The sequence below is a fragment of the Leptolyngbya sp. CCNP1308 genome (assembly GCF_034932455.1).
Lineage (GTDB): Bacteria > Cyanobacteriota > Cyanobacteriia > Phormidesmidales > Phormidesmidaceae > Nodosilinea.
The window spans coordinates 335,549-359,256 of record NZ_JAYGIH010000072.1; the positions used below are offsets into that span (position 1 = coordinate 335,549).

At 58.7% G+C, this 23,708-nt stretch carries 23 protein-coding genes and 1 pseudogene; 11 read left to right on the top strand and 13 right to left on the bottom strand.

Translation table 11 applies throughout. The features are described from left to right. Nucleotides 1–4: 4 nt before the first annotated feature. Complete coding sequence (locus VB780_RS15910) at nucleotides 5–883, bottom strand: S1 RNA-binding domain-containing protein (protein WP_323352146.1); 879 nt, start codon at nucleotides 881–883, stop codon at nucleotides 5–7. A 147-nt stretch (nucleotides 884–1,030) separates the two neighbouring features. Here VB780_RS15910 and VB780_RS15915 point away from each other — a divergent pair, with 147 nt between their 5' ends. Beyond that, the gene (locus VB780_RS15915; RefSeq protein ID WP_323352147.1) at nucleotides 1,031–1,738 is read left to right on the top strand and encodes a uracil-DNA glycosylase; all 708 of its coding nucleotides are present in this window, start codon (nucleotides 1,031–1,033) and stop codon (nucleotides 1,736–1,738) included. 71 nt (nucleotides 1,739–1,809) lie between these two features. On the opposite strand, the gene VB780_RS15920 is transcribed toward VB780_RS15915, so the two are convergent. Further along, the gene (locus VB780_RS15920) at nucleotides 1,810–2,268 is read right to left on the bottom strand and encodes a DUF29 domain-containing protein (RefSeq protein WP_323352148.1); all 459 of its coding nucleotides are present in this window, start codon (nucleotides 2,266–2,268) and stop codon (nucleotides 1,810–1,812) included. Nucleotides 2,269–2,538: 270 nt separating this feature from the next. Between VB780_RS15920 and VB780_RS15925 the strand changes: the two genes are divergently transcribed. The 4 genes from VB780_RS15925 (at nucleotide 2,539) to VB780_RS15940 (ending at nucleotide 5,289) form a co-directional block, all read left to right on the top strand. Further along, complete coding sequence (locus VB780_RS15925) at nucleotides 2,539–2,862, top strand: phasin family protein (protein WP_323352149.1); 324 nt, start codon at nucleotides 2,539–2,541, stop codon at nucleotides 2,860–2,862. 79 nt (nucleotides 2,863–2,941) lie between these two features. After that, nucleotides 2,942–3,610, top strand: a complete 669-nt coding sequence (locus tag VB780_RS15930; protein WP_323352150.1) for a MarC family protein — start codon at nucleotides 2,942–2,944, stop codon at nucleotides 3,608–3,610. Nucleotides 3,611–3,888: 278 nt separating this feature from the next. Beyond that, nucleotides 3,889–4,551 (top strand): hypothetical protein, encoded by a 663-nt coding sequence (locus VB780_RS15935; RefSeq protein ID WP_323352151.1) that lies wholly within the window; start codon nucleotides 3,889–3,891, stop codon nucleotides 4,549–4,551. A gap of 261 nt (nucleotides 4,552–4,812) precedes the next feature. Continuing rightward, nucleotides 4,813–5,289: a YbjN domain-containing protein gene (locus VB780_RS15940; RefSeq protein ID WP_323352152.1), complete on the top strand. Its 477-nt coding sequence runs from the start codon at nucleotides 4,813–4,815 to the stop codon at nucleotides 5,287–5,289. 71 nt (nucleotides 5,290–5,360) lie between these two features. Here the strand turns inward: VB780_RS15940 and VB780_RS15945 are convergent, their stop codons facing one another. Together VB780_RS15945 and psaK are read right to left on the bottom strand one after the other, a co-directional pair. Then, the gene (locus tag VB780_RS15945) at nucleotides 5,361–6,572 is read right to left on the bottom strand and encodes a site-2 protease family protein (protein ID WP_323352153.1); all 1,212 of its coding nucleotides are present in this window, start codon (nucleotides 6,570–6,572) and stop codon (nucleotides 5,361–5,363) included. A 141-nt stretch (nucleotides 6,573–6,713) separates the two neighbouring features. Next, on the bottom strand, nucleotides 6,714–6,986 hold the full coding sequence (gene psaK, locus VB780_RS15950; protein WP_323352154.1) for a photosystem I reaction center subunit PsaK: 273 nt from the start codon (nucleotides 6,984–6,986) through the stop codon (nucleotides 6,714–6,716). Between the two features lie 163 nt (nucleotides 6,987–7,149). On the opposite strand from psaK, the gene VB780_RS15955 reads away from it, so the two are divergent. Further along, on the top strand, nucleotides 7,150–7,803 hold the full coding sequence (locus VB780_RS15955; protein WP_323352155.1) for a phosphoribosylanthranilate isomerase: 654 nt from the start codon (nucleotides 7,150–7,152) through the stop codon (nucleotides 7,801–7,803). A gap of 20 nt (nucleotides 7,804–7,823) precedes the next feature. Here the strand turns inward: VB780_RS15955 and nblS are convergent, their stop codons facing one another. Together nblS and VB780_RS15965 are read right to left on the bottom strand one after the other, a co-directional pair. After that, nucleotides 7,824–9,842: a two-component system sensor histidine kinase NblS gene (gene nblS / locus VB780_RS15960; RefSeq protein ID WP_323352156.1), complete on the bottom strand. Its 2,019-nt coding sequence runs from the start codon at nucleotides 9,840–9,842 to the stop codon at nucleotides 7,824–7,826. Between the two features lie 72 nt (nucleotides 9,843–9,914). Further along, nucleotides 9,915–10,259, bottom strand: a complete 345-nt coding sequence (locus tag VB780_RS15965) for a hypothetical protein (RefSeq protein WP_323352157.1) — start codon at nucleotides 10,257–10,259, stop codon at nucleotides 9,915–9,917. A 161-nt stretch (nucleotides 10,260–10,420) separates the two neighbouring features. On the opposite strand from VB780_RS15965, the pseudogene VB780_RS15970 reads away from it, so the two are divergent. Then, nucleotides 10,421–11,031: pseudogene (locus VB780_RS15970) on the top strand (Uma2 family endonuclease). A 376-nt stretch (nucleotides 11,032–11,407) separates the two neighbouring features. Here the strand turns inward: VB780_RS15970 and ahcY are convergent. Continuing rightward, entirely contained in the window at nucleotides 11,408–12,682 is a 1,275-nt protein-coding gene (gene ahcY, locus VB780_RS15975; RefSeq protein ID WP_323352158.1) for an adenosylhomocysteinase, read from the bottom strand. A gap of 92 nt (nucleotides 12,683–12,774) precedes the next feature. Continuing rightward, nucleotides 12,775–13,560: a 3-methyl-2-oxobutanoate hydroxymethyltransferase gene (panB, locus tag VB780_RS15980; protein ID WP_323352159.1), complete on the bottom strand. Its 786-nt coding sequence runs from the start codon at nucleotides 13,558–13,560 to the stop codon at nucleotides 12,775–12,777. A gap of 131 nt (nucleotides 13,561–13,691) precedes the next feature. On the opposite strand from panB, the gene clpP reads away from it, so the two are divergent. After that, nucleotides 13,692–14,297 carry an ATP-dependent Clp endopeptidase proteolytic subunit ClpP gene (clpP, locus tag VB780_RS15985; RefSeq protein ID WP_323352160.1) on the top strand — a complete coding sequence of 202 codons (606 nt, stop codon included), beginning with the start codon at nucleotides 13,692–13,694 and terminating at the stop codon, nucleotides 14,295–14,297. Between the two features lie 62 nt (nucleotides 14,298–14,359). Here clpP and VB780_RS15990 read toward each other — a convergent pair whose 3' ends face one another. After that, nucleotides 14,360–15,148, bottom strand: a complete 789-nt coding sequence (locus VB780_RS15990; RefSeq protein ID WP_323352161.1) for a hypothetical protein — start codon at nucleotides 15,146–15,148, stop codon at nucleotides 14,360–14,362. Between the two features lie 210 nt (nucleotides 15,149–15,358). Here VB780_RS15990 and VB780_RS15995 point away from each other — a divergent pair, with 210 nt between their 5' ends. After that, nucleotides 15,359–16,174, top strand: a complete 816-nt coding sequence (locus VB780_RS15995; protein ID WP_323352162.1) for a TerC family protein — start codon at nucleotides 15,359–15,361, stop codon at nucleotides 16,172–16,174. Between the two features lie 36 nt (nucleotides 16,175–16,210). Here the strand turns inward: VB780_RS15995 and VB780_RS16000 are convergent, their stop codons facing one another. Next, complete coding sequence (locus VB780_RS16000; protein ID WP_323352163.1) at nucleotides 16,211–17,035, bottom strand: sulfurtransferase; 825 nt, start codon at nucleotides 17,033–17,035, stop codon at nucleotides 16,211–16,213. A 205-nt stretch (nucleotides 17,036–17,240) separates the two neighbouring features. Here VB780_RS16000 and VB780_RS16005 point away from each other — a divergent pair, with 205 nt between their 5' ends. Together VB780_RS16005 and VB780_RS16010 are read left to right on the top strand one after the other, a co-directional pair. Further along, nucleotides 17,241–17,795, top strand: coding sequence for an HdeD family acid-resistance protein (locus VB780_RS16005; protein ID WP_323352164.1), 555 nt, complete (start codon nucleotides 17,241–17,243; stop codon nucleotides 17,793–17,795). An 8-nt stretch (nucleotides 17,796–17,803) separates the two neighbouring features. Then, entirely contained in the window at nucleotides 17,804–18,697 is an 894-nt protein-coding gene (locus tag VB780_RS16010) for an alpha/beta hydrolase (RefSeq protein ID WP_323352165.1), read from the top strand. Here VB780_RS16010 and VB780_RS16015 read toward each other — a convergent pair. The 3 genes from VB780_RS16015 to VB780_RS16025 all read right to left on the bottom strand — a co-directional run bounded on the left by VB780_RS16015 (nucleotide 18,680) and on the right by VB780_RS16025 (nucleotide 23,524). Beyond that, nucleotides 18,680–19,651, bottom strand: a complete 972-nt coding sequence (locus tag VB780_RS16015) for a hypothetical protein (protein WP_323352166.1) — start codon at nucleotides 19,649–19,651, stop codon at nucleotides 18,680–18,682. The genes VB780_RS16010 and VB780_RS16015 overlap by 18 nt on opposite strands. Before the next feature lie 229 nt (nucleotides 19,652–19,880). Beyond that, a complete protein-coding gene (gene cobJ / locus VB780_RS16020; RefSeq protein WP_323352167.1) occupies nucleotides 19,881–21,710 on the bottom strand; it encodes a precorrin-3B C(17)-methyltransferase in 1,830 nt (609 codons plus the stop codon). 89 nt (nucleotides 21,711–21,799) lie between these two features. Next, a complete protein-coding gene (locus VB780_RS16025; protein ID WP_323352168.1) occupies nucleotides 21,800–23,524 on the bottom strand; it encodes a diflavin flavoprotein in 1,725 nt (574 codons plus the stop codon). Nucleotides 23,525–23,708: the final 184 nt, after the last annotated feature.

The window sequence follows — 23,708 nt, forward strand, 5'->3', positions numbered from 1 at the left end:
GTGCCTAGGCCTCGCTGTCGTTGAGCATGCGGCTGACGTCGCCCAGGCGATTTTCGGCGTCTTCAAACACGGCCTCAGACTCTTTGATCACCTCGCCGGGGTACTTCTCAAGCACCTTGGTCGAGAGCGAAATGCGGTTGCGCTCAGGGTCGAGGCCGACAACCACCGCCTTGATCGACTGGCCTACCTGCAGCACCGTGGGCAGCGACTCTACGTAGTTTTTGCTGATTTGCTTGATGTGCAGCAGGCCGCTGATGCCGTCGAACTCGACAAACGCGCCGAAGGGTTTGAGGCTGGCCACGGTGCCCTCGATCAGCTGGCCTAGCGCCAGGGTGCTCATCACCTGGCTGCGGGCGGCGAGGCGGGCCGACATCACCAGCTTGTTGGCAGCAGGGTTGACTTCGAGGAACCCCACGGTGAGGCGCTGGCCCACGGCGTCGGATAGATCTTCATAGGTGCGGCCCAGGTGCGATCGCGGCACAAACCCCCGCAGCCCTTCCACATCGACCGTCACACCGCCCTTGTTGTGGCCGGTGACTTTGACCTCCATCACGGCGCTCTCTTCAGCCTGCTGGGCCAGCTTATCCCACAGCTGTTTGAGCTGGAGTTTGCGAATCGACAGCAGCACCTGACCGTCGGCATCCTGGTCGCGAATCACCTGAAACGAGTATTCTGCGCCAGGTTCGAGCAAGCCCTCAAAGGAGGTGATGGCCCGCACCGCCGCCTCGCGAATGGGCATGAAGGCCGATGACTTGCCGCCAATGTCAATCGTGGCCCCATCGTTGGCTAGGGCAATTACGGTGCCCCGTACGGTGCTGCCCACCTGAAAATCGTAGTCGTGGGCCTCAAGGGCTTTGGCAAAATCTTCGGCGGAGAAAGTCAAGGCTGAGGCTCCTGGACAACAAACAGAATTTAACTAGCTTTCTACTATACAACGCCGTGCTGGGGCACCGCTGAGCCGCCGCCTCGGCATGGCAGGCCGAGACCCTCTACAATAATGCCAAGAGGATGATGTAGCCCCCAAGAATCGATGGCCAACGAGCAATTTAGCCTGTTTAACGCCGGTAGTGGTGCTAGCGAAGGCGCAACGGCAGATCCCAGCACCGTAGATTTTGATGCCATACCCACCGATGGCGCGGTGCCGATTCTCCCCGGCATTTACCCTGACCTAGAGACCCTGGGTACCCACTGTCGGGGCTGTCAGCGCTGCGATCTGGCCGTCACCCGCACCAATGTCGTGGTCAGCCGGGGCAGCCCGACTGCTCCCGTGCTAATCATCGGCGAGGGGCCAGGGCAGCAGGAGGATGAGCAAGGGCTTCCCTTTGTGGGCAAGTCAGGACAATTGCTGGAGAAAATTCTCGAATCGGTACGGTTTAACACCGAGACTGATGTGTACATTTGCAACATCGTCAAATGTCGCCCGCCCGAAAACCGCGTGCCCACCACCGCCGAAGTGACCGCCTGCAAAGGATATTTGCTGGAGCAAATTCGGCTGGTGGATCCTAAAATTATTCTGCTCACCGGGGCGACGGCCCTCAAGGCGCTGCTGGGGGTGAAGTTGGGCATCAGCAAAGTGCGGGGGCAGTGGATGGAGTGGGACGGTCGGCTGTGCATGCCGATTTTTCACCCGGCCTATCTGCTGCGCAACCCGTCGCGCGACAAGGGCAGCCCCAAGTGGCTGATGTGGCAAGACATTCAGGCGGTAAAGGCCAAGGTGGATGAGTTAACCGGCGGCTGATGACAATCTGGCCTGTCTAGAGCTGGCTGGTAGAGACACAGCAGTTAGATTCCTTACAAATCGTCGGTCGTCTACCGCTGCCAAAGAGCTTTGGTCAGAATGCTCTCTACTGTGCGATCGCCAGGCCAGAGGTCAGGGAGGCTCACTTCGGGATAGTCATTGCGCACCTGCTTGAGGGCACGTTGCCAGCTTTCTGCAAAGCTATCTTCGAGGAAGGACTCTAAGCTTGGGGATTGCTCTAAAAGATCTTGAAGCTGCTCCCGCTGTTCGTCGATAGTGTTTTCCCAGCCGCGATAGTTGTCAGGCAGAGGCACATAGATGCGTTTGAGCAGATGGGCTAGCAGAACCTTGAGGCGGGTTTTGATCTCCCGGCGATCGCGCGCGGCCAATCCTTCAATCTCCTCGATCAAGTGTCCTACGTCTAAATTCTCCAGATCGCCCGCTTTGAGCTGGGCTAGGGTCTCGGCATACCAACGGGCCAGGTCGCGATCGTACAGCTGAGATTGGGCAATGGCAGATTGTGCTGTCATGGGGGTGATCCTCTCCAGCCGTTAGCTTTCATCCTAGTTGATGAATGAATTGGACGATACTGGGGCGATCGGCCTCACCGACCCTCGGCAGCATTTTGCATAATCTCCGGCGTTTACCGGAGCATCCCCCAGTGCTCGGTACGGCTTTCTATACCCGGCAATCTGGGAATCTCTGACAGAATAGACGGGTGGCCGAAAAGTCTTTTGAGCATCCTTTGGCCTGCGGCTCAGACCTGGCAGACCACGCCCGCATATAACAAGGAGATTTCAATGGATACCAACAACCTTTTGCGCCAGTTGCTGATGATTGGCGTGGGCACCACCTCCCTGGTAGCCGAGCGGGTCAAGGTCGTGACCGAGGAGTGGGTGCGTGAGGGCAAGTTTAACCCCGAGCAGGCCCGCACCCTCATGGATGAGGTGATGGCTCAGCTCAACGAGGGCAATGGCGCGCTTGAAGATCAGTTTCAGCGGCTGTTTCGCAATACGCTGCAAGACCTAGGGGTGCCCCGCCAGGCGGAGATGGATGAGCTGCGCGGGCGGCTCGATCGCCTGGAGCGTCAGGTACGCGATCTAGAAAACCGCGCCTGGAAGTAGTCTGGTCTGTAGCACAGCCGCCGCTATAAACAGAAAAATAGCCGTAAAGTAGAACCAGGTTTGCTGGGGCAAAGCGGCAGTGCGAACGTTTCTAGAGTTTGTGGTAGGCACCATTGCGGCGCTGTTTCCGGTGGTAGACCCCATTGGTGCGGTGCCGATCTTTTTGGTGCTGACTACGGGGGTGCCCGCCTCGCTGCGCTATCGCTACGCTCTGAATATTGCCCGCAACGTGGTGCTGTTGCTGGTGGGCACCCTCCTAGTGGGGGGCAGCGTGCTGCGGTTTTTTGGGGTTTCTCTGGCGGTGGTGCGGATCGCGGGGGGCATTGTGGTCTTCCACGCGGCCTGGAAGGCGATGAACTCTGACCCCAAGCTCAGCGAGGTGGACAATCAGGATGCCGTCCACCGCATCGGTGAGCACAAAGATATCTCGTTTATGCCGATGACCATACCGCTGCTGGGGGGGCCAGGGGCGATCGCCGTCACTCTCGGCCTGGCCGCCCAGGCCGGGGGCGATCTGTCGGTACCTACGGCGATGAATCTACTGGCGATCGCCACCGCCATTGGTCTGATTGGCATCGTGATTTACCTATCGCTGCGATCGTCTACGCTCTTGCTAAAAGTTCTGGGGGCCAGCGGCATTCAAGCCATGAGTCGGCTGCTGGGCCTGTTTGTCATGGCCATTGGGGTGCAGCTGATTTTGAACGGCTTAGCCGACTGGTTAGCCTCACTAAATCTATTAGTTCCCTGAGACCGATGGGCCGCAATGGGTGGCCTGGCAACCTGACAAACGGCGTCACCGCATCATAATTTTGCCTTAGACTTGGGGTGTTCCCTGAAAACACTGCCCTGGCTCTGCTGATTCGAACCTAGAGATTGGGTGCAGGCCAAATGCAGCGAGTCCTGGTCAGGTTGGCGTGCTAACCCATGACCGGCCAATTGTCTAGCCTTGGTCTGCGCAGTCCACAGCACTTCATCTAGTGGTGAACTTTCTGTTTGCCGCCAGCTGTTTCAGGGAATCCTTGACCCATGAGCTACCCTAGCTTCCACAGCTTTATTAAACTGCTGCGCAGTCTGCTCAAGCGCAGGCAACCCCTGCTGTTTGAAGAATCGATCTTTCTGGCCGATCTCTGCCTGGCCTACGGCACCATTGCCGGACTGGGCGATCGCGACAAAAAGACGCTTTTCCTGGCCGCCCACTTCAAAAATCTGGGGGCCATTTACCTCAACGACCAACACCTCCGGCAAGAATATCCCGACCACGGCCAGGCCATCTCTGAAATGGAAGTGCTGTTTAACGCCAGCGCCCAACTGGCCCGCGATGCCGGACTCAACGATGTCGCCGACGTGCTAGAGCAATACCACCTGCGGGCGATTCCTCAAAATCACCTGGCCCGCATTTTTCAGGTGCTCAACGCCTGGGTGTCGTGCCGCCAGCGCAAAGGCTGGCGCAGCTCCATGAGCGATAAAGAGGCGCTGATTATTCTCAAGCAGCGGGCCGAGATGAAGTGGTCTGACCCCAAGGTGGTGTTTCACTTTATCGAACATCTCTGCCGCTATTCGTCGCGGCCCGAGCGGCGTCAGGCCTGCACCATTACCGGGTTTGAGGTGCCGCCCGAAGCGCCCGAGGTGCGAGACTACAGCTTTGACACCCTAGAAGACCAATTCCAGGAAGTCGAAACAGTAGGGTAATCGCAGCCATCCTAGGCTGTGACCTGGGGCCAGCCGTTCCCCCAAGAGGTTGGGAAGGCGATTGAGGGATAGTCAGAGCTAGCCGCAAGGGGCTACAGTTGGGAAAGCGCAGGATGGCTTCTCTGAGCCGGTCTCTGACCATCGCCGCTGCATTTTAGCGGTTGCGGGCCGCCGGTCTGGTGACGGTTGATTGACACCTGCTCTCACCGCAGTCTGACCACACGATTTAGTTTGTTGAGCAATAGCTACCAGGGGTCTGTTATGGCTAACGACGCAATAGATATGGATCTGTCCTATTCCACCCCGCCCTCTGAGGATGGGCTAGACATTGTGTCCTACGTGGACACCATTGAGGCGGTGCTGGCTTCCCTCGACCAGGGGGATGGGGCCATGGTCAATCAGACCGATGGGGGGCACCTGTGGCGCTTTAAGTACGGCAGTGTCGAGGTGTATGCCCAGCTCACTGGCGAAACCGAGACCGACACCCTGACGGTGTGGTCGCCCGTGCTAGTGCTGCCCGCCAAAGACGAGCCCCGGCTGATGAAGCTACTGCTGGAGAAAAACTGCAACGAAACCCTCGAAGCCCGCTTTGGTATCTCCGGCAATCAGGTGCTGGTGATTTCGAGCCGCATTCTGAAGGATATTTCTCCGGCTGAGATCTCGCGACTGATGACCATTGTGGCCACCATTGCCGACGACTCCGACGAGGCGCTATTGGCTGAATTTGGGATGGCGTAGGAAGAAGGGTTTTGGATATTAGGTATTAGGTTTAGGACTACCCCTGATACCTAAACCTGATACTTAATATCCTACGCCCTGGCTTCTTCAATCACCGACTTAGCGATCGAAGATAGCTGCAACCCCGGCGGGTACTGGCCTTCTTCTTTAATGCGCTGAATCATGGCCGGGGAGACGCGCAGGCCTAGGCGATCGGCGATCGCCCGCACTACATCGCCGCGATCGATGGTGCCCGCGACGGCATCGGCGGGGGTCAGCACCGTGAGCCTAGGGAGTTGCAGGGATTCGAGCTGGTCGATGGCCTCGGTTAGCGGTGTGCCTTCCCGTACCGACGGAATCTCCAGCAGCGGTTTGGCGATGTGGCTGAGGGGCAGCGTTTCCCACTGACTGCGCTCGATCGCCCGCATGTCGTCAACGCTGACCAGGCCTCGGTAGCGCCCGTCGGAGGCGGCGAAGTAGGCGGGGGCGCGGTTTTCTTCCAGCAGGTAGGTATCGGCAAACTGTCGCAGCGACATGTCGGCATCGACTACCTTAAAGTCGCGGGCCATAGCATCCACGGCGGACAGAGCCAGCATCGCCTCTTGCAGGTTGGTCACCTGGTTATAGGCGGCGGCGTTGCGTAGGGCAAACCAGCCAATGGCGGCGATCCAAAATCCTGAGAACGCCTGGTAGGCCAGGGCCATTACCAGGCCAAAGGTAATCGCCAGCCAGCCCAGGAGCTGGCCTGAGCGGGCCGCCCAGCGAATGCCTTTGATGCGGTTGTTGGTGACTTTCCACACCACGGCTTTGAGCACCTGGCCTCCGTCTAGGGGCAGGCCAGGAATCATGTTGAACAGCGTAAGAACCAGGTTGATCTGGGCGACGCTGCCGGTAATTACCGCCACTGGCGTCGGCAGGGTTGGAATTAGGGAGACGGCAGTGAGCAGCAAAAACAGCCCAAAGCTGACCAGGGGGCCTGCGATCGCCACCTTGAGCGCATTCTCTGGCGTCTTCGACTCTTTGTCGATGGAGGCGATGCCGCCAAACAAAAACAGCGTGATCGAGTTGACCGCAATGCCCTGGGTTTTGGCGGCAATGCTGTGGCCTAACTCGTGCAGCAGCACCGAGGCGAACAGCAGCAGCGCCAGGGCAAACCCCATCACCCAGGCCAAATTGCCCCAGGCCGAGTGCCAGCTGGGCTCTAGCCCGTAGGACACAGTCACCAGCAGTAAAATAATGAACCAGGAGCTATCGACAAACAGGGGAATTCCTAAAATAGCCCCAACGCGCCAGCTGGATTGCATTGCCTAGCTCCTATGAATGCTGTCAAATACCAGCCCAGCCCCGATGGTGTCTAGCAGCACTAGAGCCCTCAGGTCTGGGAGGTATGGCTTTATTCTATCAATCGGCCCATAAAGTCGCCGGGCGGCGGTCGTTGGCGGCAGCTAGAGCAAGCCAGCGTTGCCCAAACCTAAAATCATGCCAGCGCCGAGAATGTGGCCAAAGCTGGCGATCGCTAGCAGCTCGGGCAGACCAAAGCCCTCAAACACCATGGGCAGGCCCACGGGCAGTGCTGGCCCGACCCCAGGCTTGCGGATGGCGTACTTGCCAATGGCCAGCACAAACAGGTTGCAGGTGATCATAATCAGCGCCACTTTGTATGACCACTCGGGAGTGGTGGGCACGGTGTAGGCGGCAAGCAGGGTAGAAAACAGCAATGTTATTTCTCCGCTAGAGGTCTAAAATTGGGTCTTGAGAAACAGAATTTAACGGCGATCGCTTAACGCTTAGCTAGATGCGGCCCTAGCATGGGCATTTAGGCCTAGTTGGATTATAAAAATCCGGCGACACCCCCTCAGCGAAATGTTCAATAGAGTTAACATGCGGGTCAAGATTTGTGGCATTACCCAGGCAGAGCAGGCGATCGCGATCGCCCGCCACGGTGCCACCCACCTCGGCTTTATTTGCGTGCCCCAGTCGCCCCGCTACCTGACTCCCGATGCGATCGCCAAAATCACCCAGGCGCTCGATGCGGCTGGAGTGGTGACTAAAACTGTGGGAGTCTTTGCCGATGCCTCGCTGGCTGAGATGGCTGCCATTGCCCGTCAGGCCAACCTCAGCCACATTCAGCTCCACGGGCAAGAAACCCTGGAGCAATGTCAGCGGCTCCTCGCTGAGCTGCCTGGTATTTTCCTGATCAAAGCTATTCGTGTACGCACCGCCGCAGATTTAGTACGGGCCGAAACCTATGCCCCCTACGTCGATGCCCTGCTGCTCGATGCCTACCATCCCGATCAGCTTGGCGGCACGGGGCTAACGCTAGATTGGGATGCCCTGGTGTCGTTTCGACCTACCTGCCCCTGGATGCTGGCCGGTGGGCTCACTCCTGAGAATATCCCTACGGCCCTTGCAACCCTCAACCCCGACGGCATCGACCTCTCCAGCGGCGTCGAACACCAGCCCGGCGTGAAGGATTTGGCGTTGATTCAGCAGCTGTTTGAACAATTGCAGCCCTGGTTGCATTCTGCTGTGTAACGCCTGGCGTTTCCGTAAAGTCAATTTTGATCAGTTTTGGGTGTCAGCTGTGAGGTATCTAAAAATGAGGGGCTGATGGCTGCGATCGCCAGATTCTTGCTCTCTACTTCGTGGTGGGTAGTGTCTTTCGTCAGCACCTCGATCGCATCGGGTTGGTAGGCAGCTACGTCAAACCAAAAGGTGGTGCCGACCCCGACTTCGCTGACCAGGTGTACCTGGCTGGTGTGCTTTTCGATGATGTTTTTGACAATCGAGAGGCCCAGGCCGGTGCCTTCTAGGGTGTGAACGCGGTTTTCGACCCGGAAGAAGCGATCGAAAATGGCCTGCTGGTCTTCGGGGGCGATGCCAATGCCGGTGTCGGAGATTTCAACCCGAATATAGCCCCCGTCGTTAGGGTCATCGCCAGGGGGCACAATCTGGTGGGCTCGCAGCATCACCTGGCCGCCGGGTTCGGTAAACTTGAGGGCATTGCCCACCAGGTTGCTAAACACTTGCAGCAGCAGATCGTAGTTGCCCATGGCCGGGGGCAGGTTGGGTTCGACATCCTGCAAAAGCTCGATCTGCTTATCGCGGGCATTGAGCCGGTGGGTGCGCAGGGTCTGCTCAATGGGTTGAATGATATCCACCGCTTCGAGCTGGTACTGGCGGCTCGACTCTAGGCGCGACAGGTCAAGCACATCGTTGACCAGGCGGGTGAGGCGATCGGTTTCGTGGTTGGCGGTTTCGAGAAATTCTTTGCGCTCGCCGTCGCTGAGGTCTTCGCCGTACTCGTGCAGGGTTTCGATGAACGACTTGATATTAAACAGCGGCGTGCGCAGCTCGTGGGAGACATTGCTGATGAACTGGGCCTTGGCTTCGTTGAGGGCCACCTCGCGGGTGATATCCTGCACGGTGATGGCCAGACCTTTGACGTTTTCTTTGGCTTGGTCAAGCACGGTGTTGAGCAAAATCCGCAGGGTGCGATTGCTAGGCTCGGTGATGGGCACCCGAAACTCCATCGCCTCTGAGTCGCCCTTGACGGCCTGAAACAGGGGCCGGGTGAGCTGCACCCGCACCGGAGCGGGGAAGTGCTCTAGAATGTTGCGCCCGTCCAAAATCTGGTCGTCCCAGCCGAAGATGCGGCGGGCGGTGGGGTTGACCAGCACAGCGTGCATATCGCTGTCCAGCAAAATGGCTCCGTCGGCGATGGTAGAAACCAGGGTTTCGAGCTTGGCTTTTTCAGCGGTGAGCTCTTCGATATTTTGCTCTTCGTAGCTTTCCAGACGCTCGGCCATGTCGTTAAAGCTGTAGATCAGCTCGCCCAGTTCGCCGCCGAGGGGTAGATCGATGCGCTGCCTGAAATTGCCGTCGGCAATGTTTTTGACCCCCACCGAGAGTTCTTTGATGGGCTGGGTAATGGTCAGGGCGTTAAACACGGCCCCCAAAATCACCATCACCCAGATCGAGACAAACACCGCAATGGTGACATCCCGGGTCAGGTGCGACGAGGCCACCACCGTAGGGTTGGGGTTAATGCCCATGGCCAGCACCCCCAGGTGGTTGCCGTTGTAGTTGAGGGGCACAAACACATCGGTGACTTCACCCGCCGGGGTGAGATGCTGACGCACTAGGGGGCGATCGGTGTTTTGGGCGTAGCCCTCGGGCAGCTGCATGCGCCGCCTGAGGGTGAGGGAGTTTTGTACCGACGCTTCAGAGAAGGGAATGCCAAAGAATATATCGCCATTCTCATCGGCGTAGAGCATGTAGCGCACGCTAGAGGTGCTCTGGTAAAAGCTGTAGGAAAAGCGGGCCAGTTCGGTGCGATCGGCTTCATTAACTAGGGGTGCGACGTTGGCCGCTAGCAGCAGCCCCAAGTCACGGGCAAAGCGGGTGTCGTTGAGGCGGGCATCCATCTGGATGGTGTTGACGGCCCAAAAGGTGAGGGCGCTCGTAATCATTGACACCACCAGCGTGGCCCCGGCCATTAGCCGGGTCTGGAGGGTGAAATCGCCCCACCAGTGCAGGAAGATGTCGCGAATTTTAGCCAGGAGCCTGATCAACGGAACCTATGAAATGCGGGGTGCTAAATCAGCCTTTATTCTGGCATGTTCTTCCCATCTTCGCCCCGTCGCTTAGTTGTCGAACAGAGTTTCAAACTCGTGGCGCAGGCTGTCGTAGTTAACAATGCGGGCCACGATCAGGTTTTGATCGCCCTGGGCAACGGCAAACTGCTGTTTCCAGTGGCGCACGTCGTTTTCTTGGCTGAGCCAGAAGGCAACAATGGTGCTGACGATCGCATCCCAGTCCCAGTCGGGCTTGCGGTGCACGGCCTCGGTGGCGCTGATAAAGGCATCGAGGGTACAGCAGTAGCTGCCGAGGTAGGCCTGGCTGCGATCGCGCCGTGCCTCCACCCGCTGCTGGTGGTTGAAAAATTGCAGCACCGGGGCAATACCAATGATGTCAAAGCTATAGCTCATGGCTGGTAAGGGTGAAGCAAGTTAGCCAACAGTGTAGACAGTTTCCCCAGAAGAGTTGTTCGTCCGCAACGGTTTTTGACGATTTTCACAAGGTAGACGAGTCGCTACCATAGAAGGCACCGCCGTCAGTTAGAGATCGCCCCCTTCCACTGGAGCATCCTATGACCACCCTGGATTTGCCGCTTGAAATCAATCTTGAGGCTGTTCACTTTACCGATGAGCAGTTTTACCAACTCTGCATCCATAACCCGGAGATGGCGATCGAGCAAAATGCCCAAGGAGTGTTGATCGTTATGCCCCCCGTTGGCGGTGAGAGCGGCAATCAAGAGATGGAGTTAGGGATTGACTTAGCGTTGTAAAACCGACAAGCCAAACTCGGCAAAGTCTTTAGCTCGTCCACTGTTTTTCAGCTGCCCATTGGCAGCAAGCGATGGTCAAAGACCGGCCCGAAGGGCCATCGCCCGATGCTGCCTGGGTAGAACTATCCCGTTGGGAAGCGCTGACCCTAGAGCAGCGGCGCAGGTTTCCCCCCATTGCGCCTGATTTTGTCATGGAGGTGCGTTCAAGCAGCGATAGTCTGACTACCCTGCGTGAGAAGATGCGGGAATATATGGCCAGTGGTGTTCGCCTGGGCTGGCTGATGAATCCTCAGGATCAGCAGGTGGAAATTTATCGATCTGGGCAGGGGGCGGAGGTGCGATCGCTGCCTACCCAGCTTGCTGGAGAATCTGTGCTACCGGGCTTCGTTTTAGATGTTCCCCCTTTTGCTTAGCCGTGAGGATATTGCAGCGCAGCCAATCTTTATAACATTGGTGTGCGGAACTCTGTAAGTGATGGGCATCACAGTTCGCAAAACCCTTGAGGGCTGCTAACCCTTGGCCAATCTGCCATAAAGATGCGGAGAAAAGGATGACCGATCGCTTCATCTAAGGCATTCTAAGTACAGACAAGACGGATCTCGCGCAATTTATAGCTAACTCCCTATACTAAGCAGCCCCCGGTGCCTCGGCACTGGGGGTTATTTAATGGCAAAGCCCCAGAATGCTTTAAGCACCCTGGGGCTTTGGTTTAGGCGGCGATTCGCGCAGCGTAAAGCCTGCGGCATCCCAGAAACGGAAACTCGAAGCGAGCATCCGTCCCGGAATCGCCTAGGTGCCCACAGTCCAGGAGTTGATGTAGATCTCTTGCTCGGGGGTCAGGCTATCGACTTCGATGCCCATGGCGACTAGCTTCAGCCGAGCAATCTCCTTGTCCACCGCTTCGGGGATGGAGTGCAGGCCGGGCTCAAGGGAACCCTTATTTTTCACTAGATATTCGCAGGCCATAGCTTGGTTGGCAAAGCTCATATCCATAACCGCGCTGGGGTGGCCCTCGGCGGCGGCCAGGTTGACCAGGCGACCTTCGCCCAGCACAATTACCGACTTGCCGTTGGTGAGCATGTACTGCTGGGTGAAGTTGCGCACCTGCTTGACTTCGCTGGCCATAGAAGCGAGGGATTCGAGGTCGATTTCGATATCGAAGTGGCCGGAGTTGCAGACCATCGCGCCGTCTTTCATGGCCTCGAAGTGCTCGCGGCGAATAACGTGCTTGTTGCCGGTCACGGTGATGAACAGGTCGCCCACGGTGGCAGCCTCGGCCATGGGCATCACCCGGAAGCCATCCATCACGGCTTCAATGGCGCGCACTGGGTCAATCTCGGTGACGATAACGTTGGCCCCCATACCTTTGGCTCGCATGGCGGTACCCTTGCCGCACCAGCCGTAGCCAGCCACAACGACAGTTTTACCCGCCAGCAGCACGTTGGTGGCGCGAATAATGCCGTCGAGGGTCGATTGGCCGGTGCCGTAGCGGTTGTCGAAAAAGTGCTTGGTGTCGGCGTCGTTGACGTTCATGGCGGGGAAGCTGAGCACCCCGTCTTTAAACATAGCCTTGAGCCGCACGATGCCGGTGGTAGTTTCTTCGGTGGTGCCGATGATCTCAGACAGCTGGGCCTGGCGATTCTGCACCAAGGTGGCAACCACGTCGCTGCCATCGTCAATGATGATGTTGGGGCGGTGGTCGAGAGCGGTTTCAACATGACGTAGGTAGGTGGCGCTATCTTCACCGCGCATGGCGAAAACGGGAATGCCGTAGTCGACGACCAGGCTGGCGGCCACATCATCTTGAGTCGAGAGGGGGTTGCTGGCAATCAGCACGGCATCGGCACCGCCGTTTTTAAGGGCGATCGCCAAGTGGGCAGTCTCGGTGGTGACGTGACAACAGGCCGAAATTCGAATACCCGCCAGGGGCTTCTCTTGGGCAAAACGGTCTTGAATCTGGCGCAGCACGGGCATCTCGCGCCCAGCCCACTCAATCCGTTGTTTGCCCTGGGTGGCCAGGGAAATATCTTTAACGTCGTACTTAAATTGAAGAGATGTGGTCATAGCTTGGGTATCAACCGTAGTAAATCGTCTCTGTGCTAACTGCCAGCGTTCTTAGCTTAACGGAATTTTATGCGGGGTACTGCCCCGATATTTCATGCCGGGTACTGCCCCGATCGCACCTCTTCACAAAATTGCTGGGCTGCCTCCACCGCCTGCTGCCTAAGGTTGGCGTAGACCTTGGCAAAGGGCGGCTGCCAGGCCGACAGCCCCAGCACATCGGCGGTGACTAGCACCTGGCCATCGCAGTGCAACCCCGCCCCAATGCCAATGGTGGGAATGCTCAGTGCCTTAGTAATGTCGCGGGCCAGTTCGGCGGGAATGTGCTCTAGCACAATGGAAAACGCCCCCGCCCGCTCTAGCGCTTTGGCCTCAGCAAGGATGCGATCGCCCTCTGCTGCCGTTTTTCCCTGCTTGCGAAAGCCGCCCAACTGATTCACCGACTGTGGCGTTAGCCCCACATGACCCATCACGGGTATGCCCCACTGCACCAGGCGCTCTACGATGGCGATCGCGGCCTCGTGCCCTCCCTCCAGCTTTACCGCCTGGGCTCCGGCTTTGAGCATGTGCCCCGCCGTCCGCACGGCATCTTCTACACTGGCTTGATAGCTCAGAAAGGGCAAATCTACAACTAACAGGGCATTTTTAACCCCCCGCCGCACGGCTTTGGCGCAGATCAGCATGTCTTCTAGGGTCAGAGGCAGTGTGGTGTCGTAGCCCAGGGCCACCATGGCGAGGGAATCGCCCACCAGCACAATGTCGGCCCCTGCCGCATCGACAATCTGCCCCGACATCACATCCCAGGCGGTGAGCACAGCAATGGGCTGGGCCGGTTGGCCCGTCTGCTTCCACCGCAAAATTTGATCAACGCTAACGGCCATGGCTGCGCCTGAAAAGGGAATATGGTTGCCAGGATAACAAACCCTGATTCGGCTATCCCTCCACGCTGCCGCACCTTTGGGGAACACAACTCGCTAGAATCAGGTAAACCCGTACAAAGTGGCTTATCACGATGATCCCAACCGTTATTGAGCAATCCGGGCGTGGCGAGCGCGCGTTTGATATTTATTCCCGGCTTTTACGGGAGCGTATTATCTTCCTCGGCCAAGAGGTTACCGCCGATTCGGCCAACCTAATTGTGGCCCAGATGCTATTTCTCGAAGCCGAAGACCCCGATAAAGACATCTATCTCTACATCAACTCCCCCGGTGGGTCGGTGTCGGCGGGCCTGGGCATCTACGACACCATGAACCACATTCGGCCCCAGATCTGCACCATCTGCGTGGGGCTGGCCGCCAGCATGGGGGCGTTTTTGCTCACTGCAGGCGAAAAGGGCAAGCGCATGAGTCTGCCCAACTCCCGGATCATGATTCACCAGCCCTTGGGCGGTGCCCAGGGTCAGGCCACCGATATTGAGATTCAGGCGAAGGAAATTCTTTACCTGAAGAAGCAGCTGAATGACGCGATCGCCAAGAACACCGGCCAGCCCATCGATAAGATCGCCCAAGACACCGAGCGCGACTTCTTTATGAGCCCCCAAGAGGCCATGGAATATGGCCTGATCGACCAGGTGATCGATCGCACCGCTGTCGGGTCTCGTCCACTGACGGTCATGTAGGCCAGGTCAACAGCCGATAACGTTAGCCCCCCAGAGATCTGGGGGGCTTTTTGCTCCCAAATTTAGGGTTGGGGGACGGGCGACTGGGTTTCGAGAAAGAGCAAAAACTCCAGCAGTTCGTCGTCGGTGAGGTCGTGGCGCGATCGCTTGCCGTAGGTCTTCTCTAAAAACTCGCGCCCCTGGGTGACACCCCAGCCCAGCCGCTGCAGCTCGACATCGGTCTGGGCAATGATGTCGGATAGATCGATCGCCGCTGGTTCTATGCCCATCTCTGTAAACTCGTTTGCCGGTGCTTCGAAGCTGTCTGGCAGTTCTTCCTGGGATGGCGTGAACACCTGGGGTAGGGGTGGAGTTGCCACGGCTACAGTCGATTGGTCAGGAGCCGCCACTTCCAATGCCTGCTCTGGGTCTAGATGGGGCGGCACGAGGGTCAATGGCGGCGGGGTAAGTTTTGGACGGGTGGGTTCAATGCTCTCGTCGCTGGGTTGCTCTGATGGGTCGTTGGCGAAGCCTCTTCTAGGAAGAATTGCGCTGGGCTCAAGGCTGGGAAGGGCTCTTTGCGGCTCGGGTATCGCCACTTCAGGTTCCTGAAGTGGGGCATGATTGAGCGACTGGGACAGTCTGGGCGACTCAGCCGCAGCAAGACTTAGGCGCTCTAGGGCGCGGGTGGTGGCCATATCTTCGGCCAACTCTAGGGCGGGGTTTGCCCCCAGCCCGCTCGCTAGAATCCGGCTGTCTACCCCCGCGCAGACCCGCACTACGTACTGCCCGTCGTGGATGGTGAGTAAATCCGAAGTCAGGCTGCCCTGGGGATACTGTTGTCGAAATTGCGTCAGCAGCGAACTTAGCACTCGGGCGGTCTCCCCTGCGGGTGGATGGTAACCGTACTATTCTAAGGAAGTGGGGCACGTTAGACTGAAGCCATTGCGCCGCTGGCCGGGTTTAACGCAGGCGAGGGAAGTTCCCTGAATAGTCTGCGACCGTGGGTCAGTGAGGCTGTGAGCCCGATGCTTTTCCCCTGAACTATTTTGATCGCTACTCTAGGCGGCTGAACTGAGCTAATGCTAGACCGACTACTCGAAATCTCTAATAACTTTGGGGTCGATACCCTGCTGCTGCTGCCGGTGCTGATTGCCCTGGAAGCGGTGCTGTCGGCCGACAATGCGATCGCCCTGGCGGCGATCGCCCAAGGTCTAGAGAGCGAAGCCATGCAGCGCCGGGCGCTCAACTTTGGGTTGCTGATCGCCTTTGTCTTGCGAGTCGGGCTGATCTTGACGGCGGGCTGGGTGCTTCAGTTCTGGCAGTTTGAGGTCATGGGGGCCGCCTACCTGCTGTGGCTGGTCTATAAGCACTTCACCGCCGAATCTGATGAAGCAGCCCATCACCACGGGCCTCGGTTTGCCACAGTGCTCCAGGCAATTCCGGTGATTGCCTTTACTGATCTGGCTTTTTCCCTCGACAGTGTGACCACGGCCCTGGCGCTGTCTAAGGATGTAGTAGTGATTTTGCTGGGCGGCACCATTGGCATTATTACCCTGCGGTTTATGGCGGGACTGTTCATCCGCTGGCTAGAAGAGTTTGAGCATTTAGAAGACGCGGGCTTTATCACGGTTGGCTTTGTGGGCGTCCGTCTGCTGGTGCGGGTGATTGACCCCACCCTGGTGCCCCCCGAGTGGGCGATGGTGCTGGTGATTGCCCTGGTGTTTGCCTGGGGCTTTTCAAAGCGCATCGAACAGACGGGCAGCTTTGAGCCAGACTCCCTTAGCCAGGGCAAGGTGCCCACTGTGGCTGAGCTAGAGGCTCAGAGTAGCCTTCCTGTAGAGGCAGCTTCCCAGCAGGAAGAGGCTACCCCGGCACTACCCCTTCAGCAAGATTAGCGGTCGAGTATTGCCTTCAGCAACAGCCAAAATCTATTAGAGATATGAGCACCAGTCGCTCCAGCCGCCGGGATAGAGCTTAGCTGGCGATCGCCCCGCCACGCTTTGGGCCAGCAGGTTGACGCAGGCCGTCACCCCAGAGCCGCAGTAGACGATCACCTCTTCGGCGTCGTTCAAGCTGGCCCAATGCTGGCTTAGCGCATTGGCGGGTTTCATCTGGCCGTGCTCGTCAGAGACATCTTGCCAAAAGTAGTTCACCGCGCCGGGAATGCTGCCCGCCACCGGGTCGATGGGTTCGACCTCACCCCGGTAGCGTTCGGGCGATCGCGAATCGATCAGCACCGCGCCCTCCTGACGGTGGCGCACCGTCTCAATATCGACAATCCAATCCCGGCGCGGTGCGGGTATAAAGCTGCCTGGGCGAGGGGCTGGGATCTCGGTACTGGTAGGATAGCCGCCCTGCACCCAGCCTGACCAACCGCCGTCAAGCACGGCTACATTGTCGTGGCCCAGGTAGCGCAGCAGCCACCAGAGGCGCGAGGCAAAGGCAAAGCGGCTATCGTCGTAGGCCACAATCAGGGTGGGCTCTGGGCCGTGTGACTGCACCCCCATCGCTGTGAGCCGCTGGCTAAAGGTGTCTAAATCGGGCAGCGGATGGCGACCCCCGTGGGATTGTACCGGACTAGATAGATCTTGGTTGAGGTCTAAGTACCAGGCCCCAGGAATGTGGCCAGCGGCATACTGCTGCGGCCCCTGGTTGGCGTCGACCAGGGCAAAACGGCAGTCGGCCACCACCACGTTGGGATCATCTAAGTGCTGGGTCAACCAATCAGCGGGTACCAGGTTGCGAGGGTAGGTCATAGGTTAGATAAACGGCTTTGAACGGGACACAGTCAGACCTAGCGGGGGATGGCGGTGCACCTAAAAAGTAGGGTATAAGATTGCTGAACTGACAACATCCATCGTCGTGAGGCCATCGTCGTGGGCCAACCGTTGGGGCATACGGGGGCAAATCGATTGCGATCAACCTTTTTAATCAGCAGATCCTATTCATCGAGGCGCTGTTATGACTATGGACCCTCAATCGAGTACTGAGATTAAATCAGCGACGGCCTGGGTGATGGCCCTCAGCATAGGGTTGATTCTTCTAGGTATTTTGGCCATTTTAATGCCGAGAATTGCCTCTGCGGTCTTCACCTCCGCCATTGGGTGGGTAGCGCTAATCAGCGGCATTTTGCAGGTTATTCAGGCGTTTCAGGCGCGGGCGATCAAGGCGCTGTGGTTAAGTCTAGGGGTGGGCCTGCTCTACGTCATGGCTGGGCTATATATTTTGCTTAACCTGGCAAAAGCGACGGCGGTGCTGACGTTGGCGTTTGGTCTGCTATTTATTGCCGAAGGCATTTTCACCATCATTATGGCGTTTACCTACCGGGCGGGGCGCAGCATGTCGTGGTTTGTGGCGATTAACGGCATTATTACGCTGATCTTGGGAATTTTGGTGATCAATCGCTGGCCGTTTAGATCCCTTTGGCTGATTGGTCTGTATGTCGGCGTTAGCCTGCTGTTTAGTGGGGCTTCACTGCTGGGGTCGGCCCTGGCCGCGCGTAAGGAACTGGCCTAGAGCCGCCTATGCTCAAAGACTACATTCTTTTTGCTCAGCACGGCTGGGCCGACACCAACCAGTCAATGCTGACCCTGGCCGGGCAGCTGGTGGGCGAACAGGGCCAAATTGTGGCCCCCTGCCTCAACTACGCCATGACCTGGCTGCGCATGACCCCGCTGATTGACGAGGTGGATGCTCTGGCCACGGCTACTCTGGCCCGGCAGCCCAGTTTAGGAGTGCGGATTGTGGGCCACTCTATGGGGGGCTTAATCTGGCTGGAGGTGCTCAATCGCCATCCAGACTGGTGGCCACGGGTGGAGTTTTTGGTGCTGGTGGGCTCTCCGGTGGGCGGGGCCGATCTGGGCCGCATTCTCGACCCGCTTCAGGTGGGGGTGGGCATTGCCGCTGACCTGGGGCGCGATCGCCGCCCCCTAGCTGCCCGCATTGCCGCCGCCATCAACACGCTCTCCATTGCGGGCGATGTGGATGGCGGCAGCGACGGCACCATTCCTGTGGAGAGTACGCGGGTGCCCAACGGTCAGTTTGTCTGCCTAGGGGGCATTAGCCATGCCGCGCTGCGCTGCCATCCCCGCGTGGTAGAACAGATTCAACAGTTTTGGGGCGGCAGCAGCCTAAGCCTGCCGCTGTTGCCCCATCCATTAGTAGATCAGCTGCGTCAGATACCGGGTATGACCGATGCCCACCAGCGCGACTTTGACCGGGCCACCCCCTGGCATACCTTTGCCGATGGCAGCAGCATTCGCCTGTGGCGCAGCCCCTTTGGCATTCACCACGTGTTTTTGGCCTCGGCGGCGGGCGACTGTCTGTACGCGGGCTACGTCGGCTGGCTGCACATTGGCGAGATGTGGCAGGGTCTAGAGGCGCTGCGGTCAGCGGTAAAGCTATCCCAGAGTCGATGAGTCTGGGGCGGGGCGATCGCCCGGCTGGCGGGTCGAGGTCAGCGGACTGGAGATCGAGAGGCCGTCTCCACTCACCAAGCCAGCGGTGACATCAACGCTGCTGGCGCGGTGATCTCGGTATTGCTCGACGGCGGTGTTGACCTGGTCTGCGATCGCCCAGGCGGCCTTAGAGGGCGGTGGCGACTGCTGCAAAATATTTAGCTGAAAACTGACCTGCTCAATCAGCAGGTTTTCATCGATAACGCTGAGCTGAGTGTCGATGTTGAAATCGACCTGATTTTTTAGCACCGCGCTCAAAGCCGCAGCAATTAGGTCAGCCCCAATATTGATGAGGGTCGGGGCATGACTTTTGACGTAAGCGGTAACGGTTTCACCGACTGCCTCGGTCATCGGTCGCTGCGCTAGGGCAGTGGCTAAGGTTTCGGCGATCGCCAGGTAAGCCGGGTCGATGGCAGCGGCGATCGCACCACTGACATCAAAGGTTTGCACGATTTGACTGATCAGGCCGAGGGCTTCTGAGCGGGTGAGGGGGCGCTGGTCAGCCATTGCCTCGCCCAGCAGCGGCATGACAGCGGTGACTATTGTTCTCAAGTCTTCTGGGGTGAGATTGGGCCTGTAACGCTGCACGTAGGCCGCGAGAATGCCCTGCGCTTGATGCTCCAGATGCTGCTGCCAGCGGTGGGCGGCTTTGGCCAGAGCGCTGGTGGCGCGATCGACGATGGCATTTTTGAGATCGTCAGGGGTGAGGCCATCGAGCACCTGGTGTGTCATGGCCTCGATTAAAACGGCAGGCTGCTCGGGCCGGTACAGCCGCAGCAGTGTGCTGAGAATGCCCTGCACCTGCTCAGGTGAGTTGGGCAAGCCATAGAGTCGCCCATAGGCGCTGAGGCCGCTAATCAAGGTTGCGATCGCCTCAGGGTCACGGGAAGCAGAGATCAAATCCTCAGGCGGCATCGTCAACCTCCTCGGGCAAGTAAAGGAAAAATCGATCTACTCCTGTATCGGGCACCCTCCCCAATCCTAATCGTAGATTGGCCTAGGCATCCTCACCTCTGCGGGGACGCTGCATTTGTGCTAGACGGCCTGCTCCATAGCCGGTGAAGTCTGGATTGGGACAGCCCAACCTGCTAAGGTTCAAGCCTATCGGGCATTTTTTCGTTTTTCGCTCTTCTATCTTCGTTCTTTATAGGTTGCCGTTATAGCCCCTCGGGGTGATCAGCCACGGGCCGTGGCGCTGGGTGCTCTGGTTGCCAATCAGCACCACCGTCAGCATATCGATGGGGGCCTCGAGCAATTCCCCCAGGGTAGTGCGGTAGATGGTTTCATCGGGACGATAGACTGACTTCACCACCGCTACCGGGGTATGGGGCGAGCGGTGGGCCATAAAAATGCGGTGGGCCGTGGCAATCTGCTCGGTGCGAGTTTTGGATTTGGGATTGTAAATTGCCACCACAAAGTCAGCCTGGGCAGCCGCCTCTAGCCGCTTCACAATCACGTCCCAGGGGGTGAGCAGGTCGCTGAGGCTAATGGCGCAGAAGTCGTGCATCAGCGGGGCACCGACCCGCGCCGCCGCCGCTTGAAGGGCTGAAATGCCGGGGAAGACCTCCACGGAGGGCGTTGCGCCATCCCAGCCGGTGCCCTGGAGCTGTTCTAGCACCAGCCCGGCCATGCCGTAGATGCCGCAGTCGCCCGACGAGACCACCGCTACGCTTAAGCCCCAGCGGGCCAGGTCAATGGCGCGATCGGCCCGCTGGCGCTCTTGGGTAATGGGCCAGGGTTCGACAATTTGCCCAGGGCGGCAGAGGGGGCGAATTTGGTCGATGTAGAGGCCGTAGCCAATTACCACATCGGCCTGGGAAATGGCCGCCTTTGCCGCCGGAGTGATCTGGTTCAGATCGCCGGGGCCGGTGCCCACCAGCGCCAGATGGCCGGGGTGGGGAATGTATTCGCGCTCGGCTTGGGCGATTGCCACGGTCACCGCCCCCGGCTGCCCCTCCATCCGCACTACCTGTTTAGTCACCCGCAGGCTGCCTTTAGCCGCCAAAACAGCGGCGGCTTCCGCCACGCTGGGGGTCTGCACCGCCTGTTCCACAACCGTGGACGGGTTGGGTACGGGGATCGCCTTGAGTTGCTCAGCGGTAAAGCAGCGCAGGGGCCAATGGTGTTCTGTGCAGAGGGCCACTAACCCCACTTCGTCGGCTTTGAGGTCGAGGCTGGCGATGCCTGCGATCGCCCCTTCAGCAAAGTGCCCGGCCCGGCAGACTCGGGCGATCGCGGCCTCAATCACCGCCTGGGGTGTGCCGCGCTCGCAGCCGATGCCCACCCACAGCACGCGGGGATGCCACTGGGCCTTGGGGAAGCTGCTGTCGCTGGCAAACCGCCGCTGAATTGGGCTAATCCACAGGCGAGCAGCGGGCTTACGAACCGCTTCAAACACCAAGGGATGGGGCGTTGGCAGGTGATCTTGCCAGAGGGTAGAGCCGCAGTCTTGCAGCACTTCGACGGGTTTATTGTGGGCCAGAGCCGCGCTCACCCCAGTCCAGTCGCCCTCACCCTTGCTCCAGCCCCAGGGCACCCCCAGCACATCGACCCCCGGTAGCCCGTGGGCTTGGGCTGATCCCGTGAGAATTGGATCGGCATTGAGCAGATGGGCAATCTGGCGGGTCAGATCGTCTGCACCCCCCCGGTGCCCGCCGCAGAGGCTAATTGCCTGGGTGCCGGTTTCGGCCACCACCACTACGGCAGGATCGGTGGTTTTGTCGGCCAGTAAGGGGGCAATCAGGCGTACCACCGCCCCGGTCGCCAGGGCAAAAATTAGACCGTCGTGGGCCGTCCACAGCTCAGCGAGGGCGTCTTTGAGGGGGCGATCGTAAACCTGAGCCTTGACATTTAAAGCTGCCGCGTCGGCAACGAGGCTAGAGGGCACCCACAGCTCGGCGGGGAGGCCGGTGACCAGTGGTATTAGGGCTTTGAGCCCGGCGGGGGTGACAGCGATCGCAGCAAAAGACGACAACAGGAGACCTCAAAGAACCCGGAGTACTCAATCTTAGAAGACATCATTGTCCCAAGGCGCTGCAAACTCCGAGTTGTCTATAACTCGGCTTAGTAGTAGTTGCCGACCTTGCGGTGGTGGATGGCGGTCTGGCCATCGGGGTCAGACACCTTGCCGTCGTGCACCGTGCAGTAGACAATCCAATGGTCGCTCACCTCCATGCGGGTGGTGACTTCGCACTCCAAATAGGCCAGGGCGTCGGCCAGCAGGGGCGAGCCATTGGTGGCGGGGCGGGTGCGCACGCCAGCGAAGCGATCGGCACCGGGGGCAAACCGCTTGAGAAAGTGCTTCATCAGGCCCAGGTGCTTGCCCTCTTCGAGAATGTTGAGCACGAAGCTGTCGCCCACCTGCATCAGCGACTCAATGGCGCGATCTTTGGCGACGGCTACCGTAAAGCCCATGGGCTGAAAGCTAGCCTGGGCGACCCAGGAAGCCAGCATAGCGCTGGAAACCTCACCCTTTTTAGCGGTAATGATGTATAGCCCGCTGCTGATACGGCCCAGGGCTTTCTCTAGGTCAACATCGAGAGATTTGAGCTTCTTCAGCTTGACGGCCTGGGCGAGGCCCTGGCCGAGGTCAGTCCCGGCCTCTTCGCACGACTGGTAGACCCCGCCGGTGGGGGTATCTTTAATGCGAATGGGGGCAAAGGCCTGGATCAGCTCCAAATCTTGAAACTTATTGGCCAGGGGATCCACCGGCTCGTCGTCGCCGCCGTAGGACTCGTATAGGCCGATGGTTTGCTTGCCGTGCACCGCCGCCAGTATGGTGCCCAGGGTGGCTTGGGTTTCTTGGGCACCGACTCCCGAGGCGGGCGGCATGCCCACCACTAGCCCTTTGGCCCGGCCCACCAGCTCTGTCACCTCCTGGGGATCGGCGGAGCGCATGTCCATCATTTCGACGGCGACGCCGGTTTTAGTAATGCCTCGGGCAATGGATTGCGAGATGCGATCGCTAAATCCGTAATCCGACACGTAGAATACCGCCACCAGGTCTTCGGCCTTAGCTTTCTCCTGGCTCCAGCGCTGGTAGCGCCCGGTGAGTTCTCCCACGTTGTAGCGCAGCAAGGGCCCGTGGCCCGTGGCCACCAGCTTCACCGGGGGCAGGGCATCCATGCGCTTCATGGCACCGAGTACCGATCGCGCGTTGGGGGCCATCAGGCACTCATAGTAAAAGCGAAAATCGGGGGAAATTAGCTCTAGATTTTCGTCGTAGGGGGCATCGCTGCAAAAGTGCAGACCAAAGGCGTCGCAGGTAAACAGCACGCCGGTTTTGTGGTCGTAGGTAAAGATGGTGTCGGGCCAGTGCAGGTTGGGGGCGCTGACAAACTCCAGGGTGTGGCCGTTGCCCAGCTCCAGGGTGTCGCCGTTTTTGACGATCAGCCGCTCAAAGGGGCGGTGCACCAGGTCTTCGAGGAAGGCGATCGCCACCTTAGCCCCCACCACCACCGCCTGGGGTGCCAGCTCTAGCACGTCACGCACTAGGCCACTGTGGTCGGGCTCGGTGTGGCTAATCACCAGATAGTCGATGGTTTTGGGGTCGATTTCGCCGGTTAGGGTTTGCAGGTACAGCTCCCGAAACTTGGCGTGGGAGGTGTCGACCAGGGCCACTTTCTCGCCGCGAACAATGAAAGAGTTGTAGGTGGTGCCGTTTTGCAGGCCAAACTCGATGTCGAAGCGATCGCGATCCCAATCCAAAGAGCGAATGGTAGTGGTGTCGTCAGCCACCCCTTCGACCTGAATGGTGAGGCGTTTTTGTGCCGGTGCCGCTACAACCATGGAGAACCTCCTGCAAAGTTTAGGGGCTGCTAACCCAGCGCGTAACGCTGGTGTTTAGCAACTAAAACGTTTCTTAACTATGTGTATTCTCGCTTAAAACCGAGAGGCTGGGGGTTAAAATCCCTTATCGCTTTAATTGCGATCGGTAACCATTGGCAATCGGTAAGGGCGATTTTGCTTACCC

What these genes read in the sequence shown, in the direction of transcription:
- clpP (WP_323352160.1), top strand. Translation starts at nt 13,692, where the DNA reads ATGATCCCAACCGTTATTGAGCAATCCGGGCGTGGCGAGCGCGCGTTT.
- VB780_RS15915 (WP_323352147.1), top strand. Translation starts at nt 1,031, where the DNA reads ATGGCCAACGAGCAATTTAGCCTGTTTAACGCCGGTAGTGGTGCTAGC.
- ahcY (WP_323352158.1), bottom strand. Translation starts at nt 12,682, where the DNA reads ATGACCACATCTCTTCAATTTAAGTACGACGTTAAAGATATTTCCCTG.
- panB (WP_323352159.1), bottom strand. Translation starts at nt 13,560, where the DNA reads ATGGCCGTTAGCGTTGATCAAATTTTGCGGTGGAAGCAGACGGGCCAA.
- VB780_RS16015 (WP_323352166.1), bottom strand. Translation starts at nt 19,651, where the DNA reads ATGCCGCCTGAGGATTTGATCTCTGCTTCCCGTGACCCTGAGGCGATC.
- VB780_RS16025 (WP_323352168.1), bottom strand. Translation starts at nt 23,524, where the DNA reads ATGGTTGTAGCGGCACCGGCACAAAAACGCCTCACCATTCAGGTCGAA.
- VB780_RS15965 (WP_323352157.1), bottom strand. Translation starts at nt 10,259, where the DNA reads ATGAGCTATAGCTTTGACATCATTGGTATTGCCCCGGTGCTGCAATTT.
- VB780_RS16000 (WP_323352163.1), bottom strand. Translation starts at nt 17,035, where the DNA reads ATGACCTACCCTCGCAACCTGGTACCCGCTGATTGGTTGACCCAGCAC.
- VB780_RS15945 (WP_323352153.1), bottom strand. Translation starts at nt 6,572, where the DNA reads ATGCAATCCAGCTGGCGCGTTGGGGCTATTTTAGGAATTCCCCTGTTT.
- VB780_RS15955 (WP_323352155.1), top strand. Translation starts at nt 7,150, where the DNA reads ATGCGGGTCAAGATTTGTGGCATTACCCAGGCAGAGCAGGCGATCGCG.
- VB780_RS16010 (WP_323352165.1), top strand. Translation starts at nt 17,804, where the DNA reads ATGCTCAAAGACTACATTCTTTTTGCTCAGCACGGCTGGGCCGACACC.
- VB780_RS15935 (WP_323352151.1), top strand. Translation starts at nt 3,889, where the DNA reads ATGAGCTACCCTAGCTTCCACAGCTTTATTAAACTGCTGCGCAGTCTG.
- VB780_RS15995 (WP_323352162.1), top strand. Translation starts at nt 15,359, where the DNA reads ATGCTAGACCGACTACTCGAAATCTCTAATAACTTTGGGGTCGATACC.
- VB780_RS15940 (WP_323352152.1), top strand. Translation starts at nt 4,813, where the DNA reads ATGGCTAACGACGCAATAGATATGGATCTGTCCTATTCCACCCCGCCC.
- VB780_RS16005 (WP_323352164.1), top strand. Translation starts at nt 17,241, where the DNA reads ATGACTATGGACCCTCAATCGAGTACTGAGATTAAATCAGCGACGGCC.
- VB780_RS15925 (WP_323352149.1), top strand. Translation starts at nt 2,539, where the DNA reads ATGGATACCAACAACCTTTTGCGCCAGTTGCTGATGATTGGCGTGGGC.
- VB780_RS15920 (WP_323352148.1), bottom strand. Translation starts at nt 2,268, where the DNA reads ATGACAGCACAATCTGCCATTGCCCAATCTCAGCTGTACGATCGCGAC.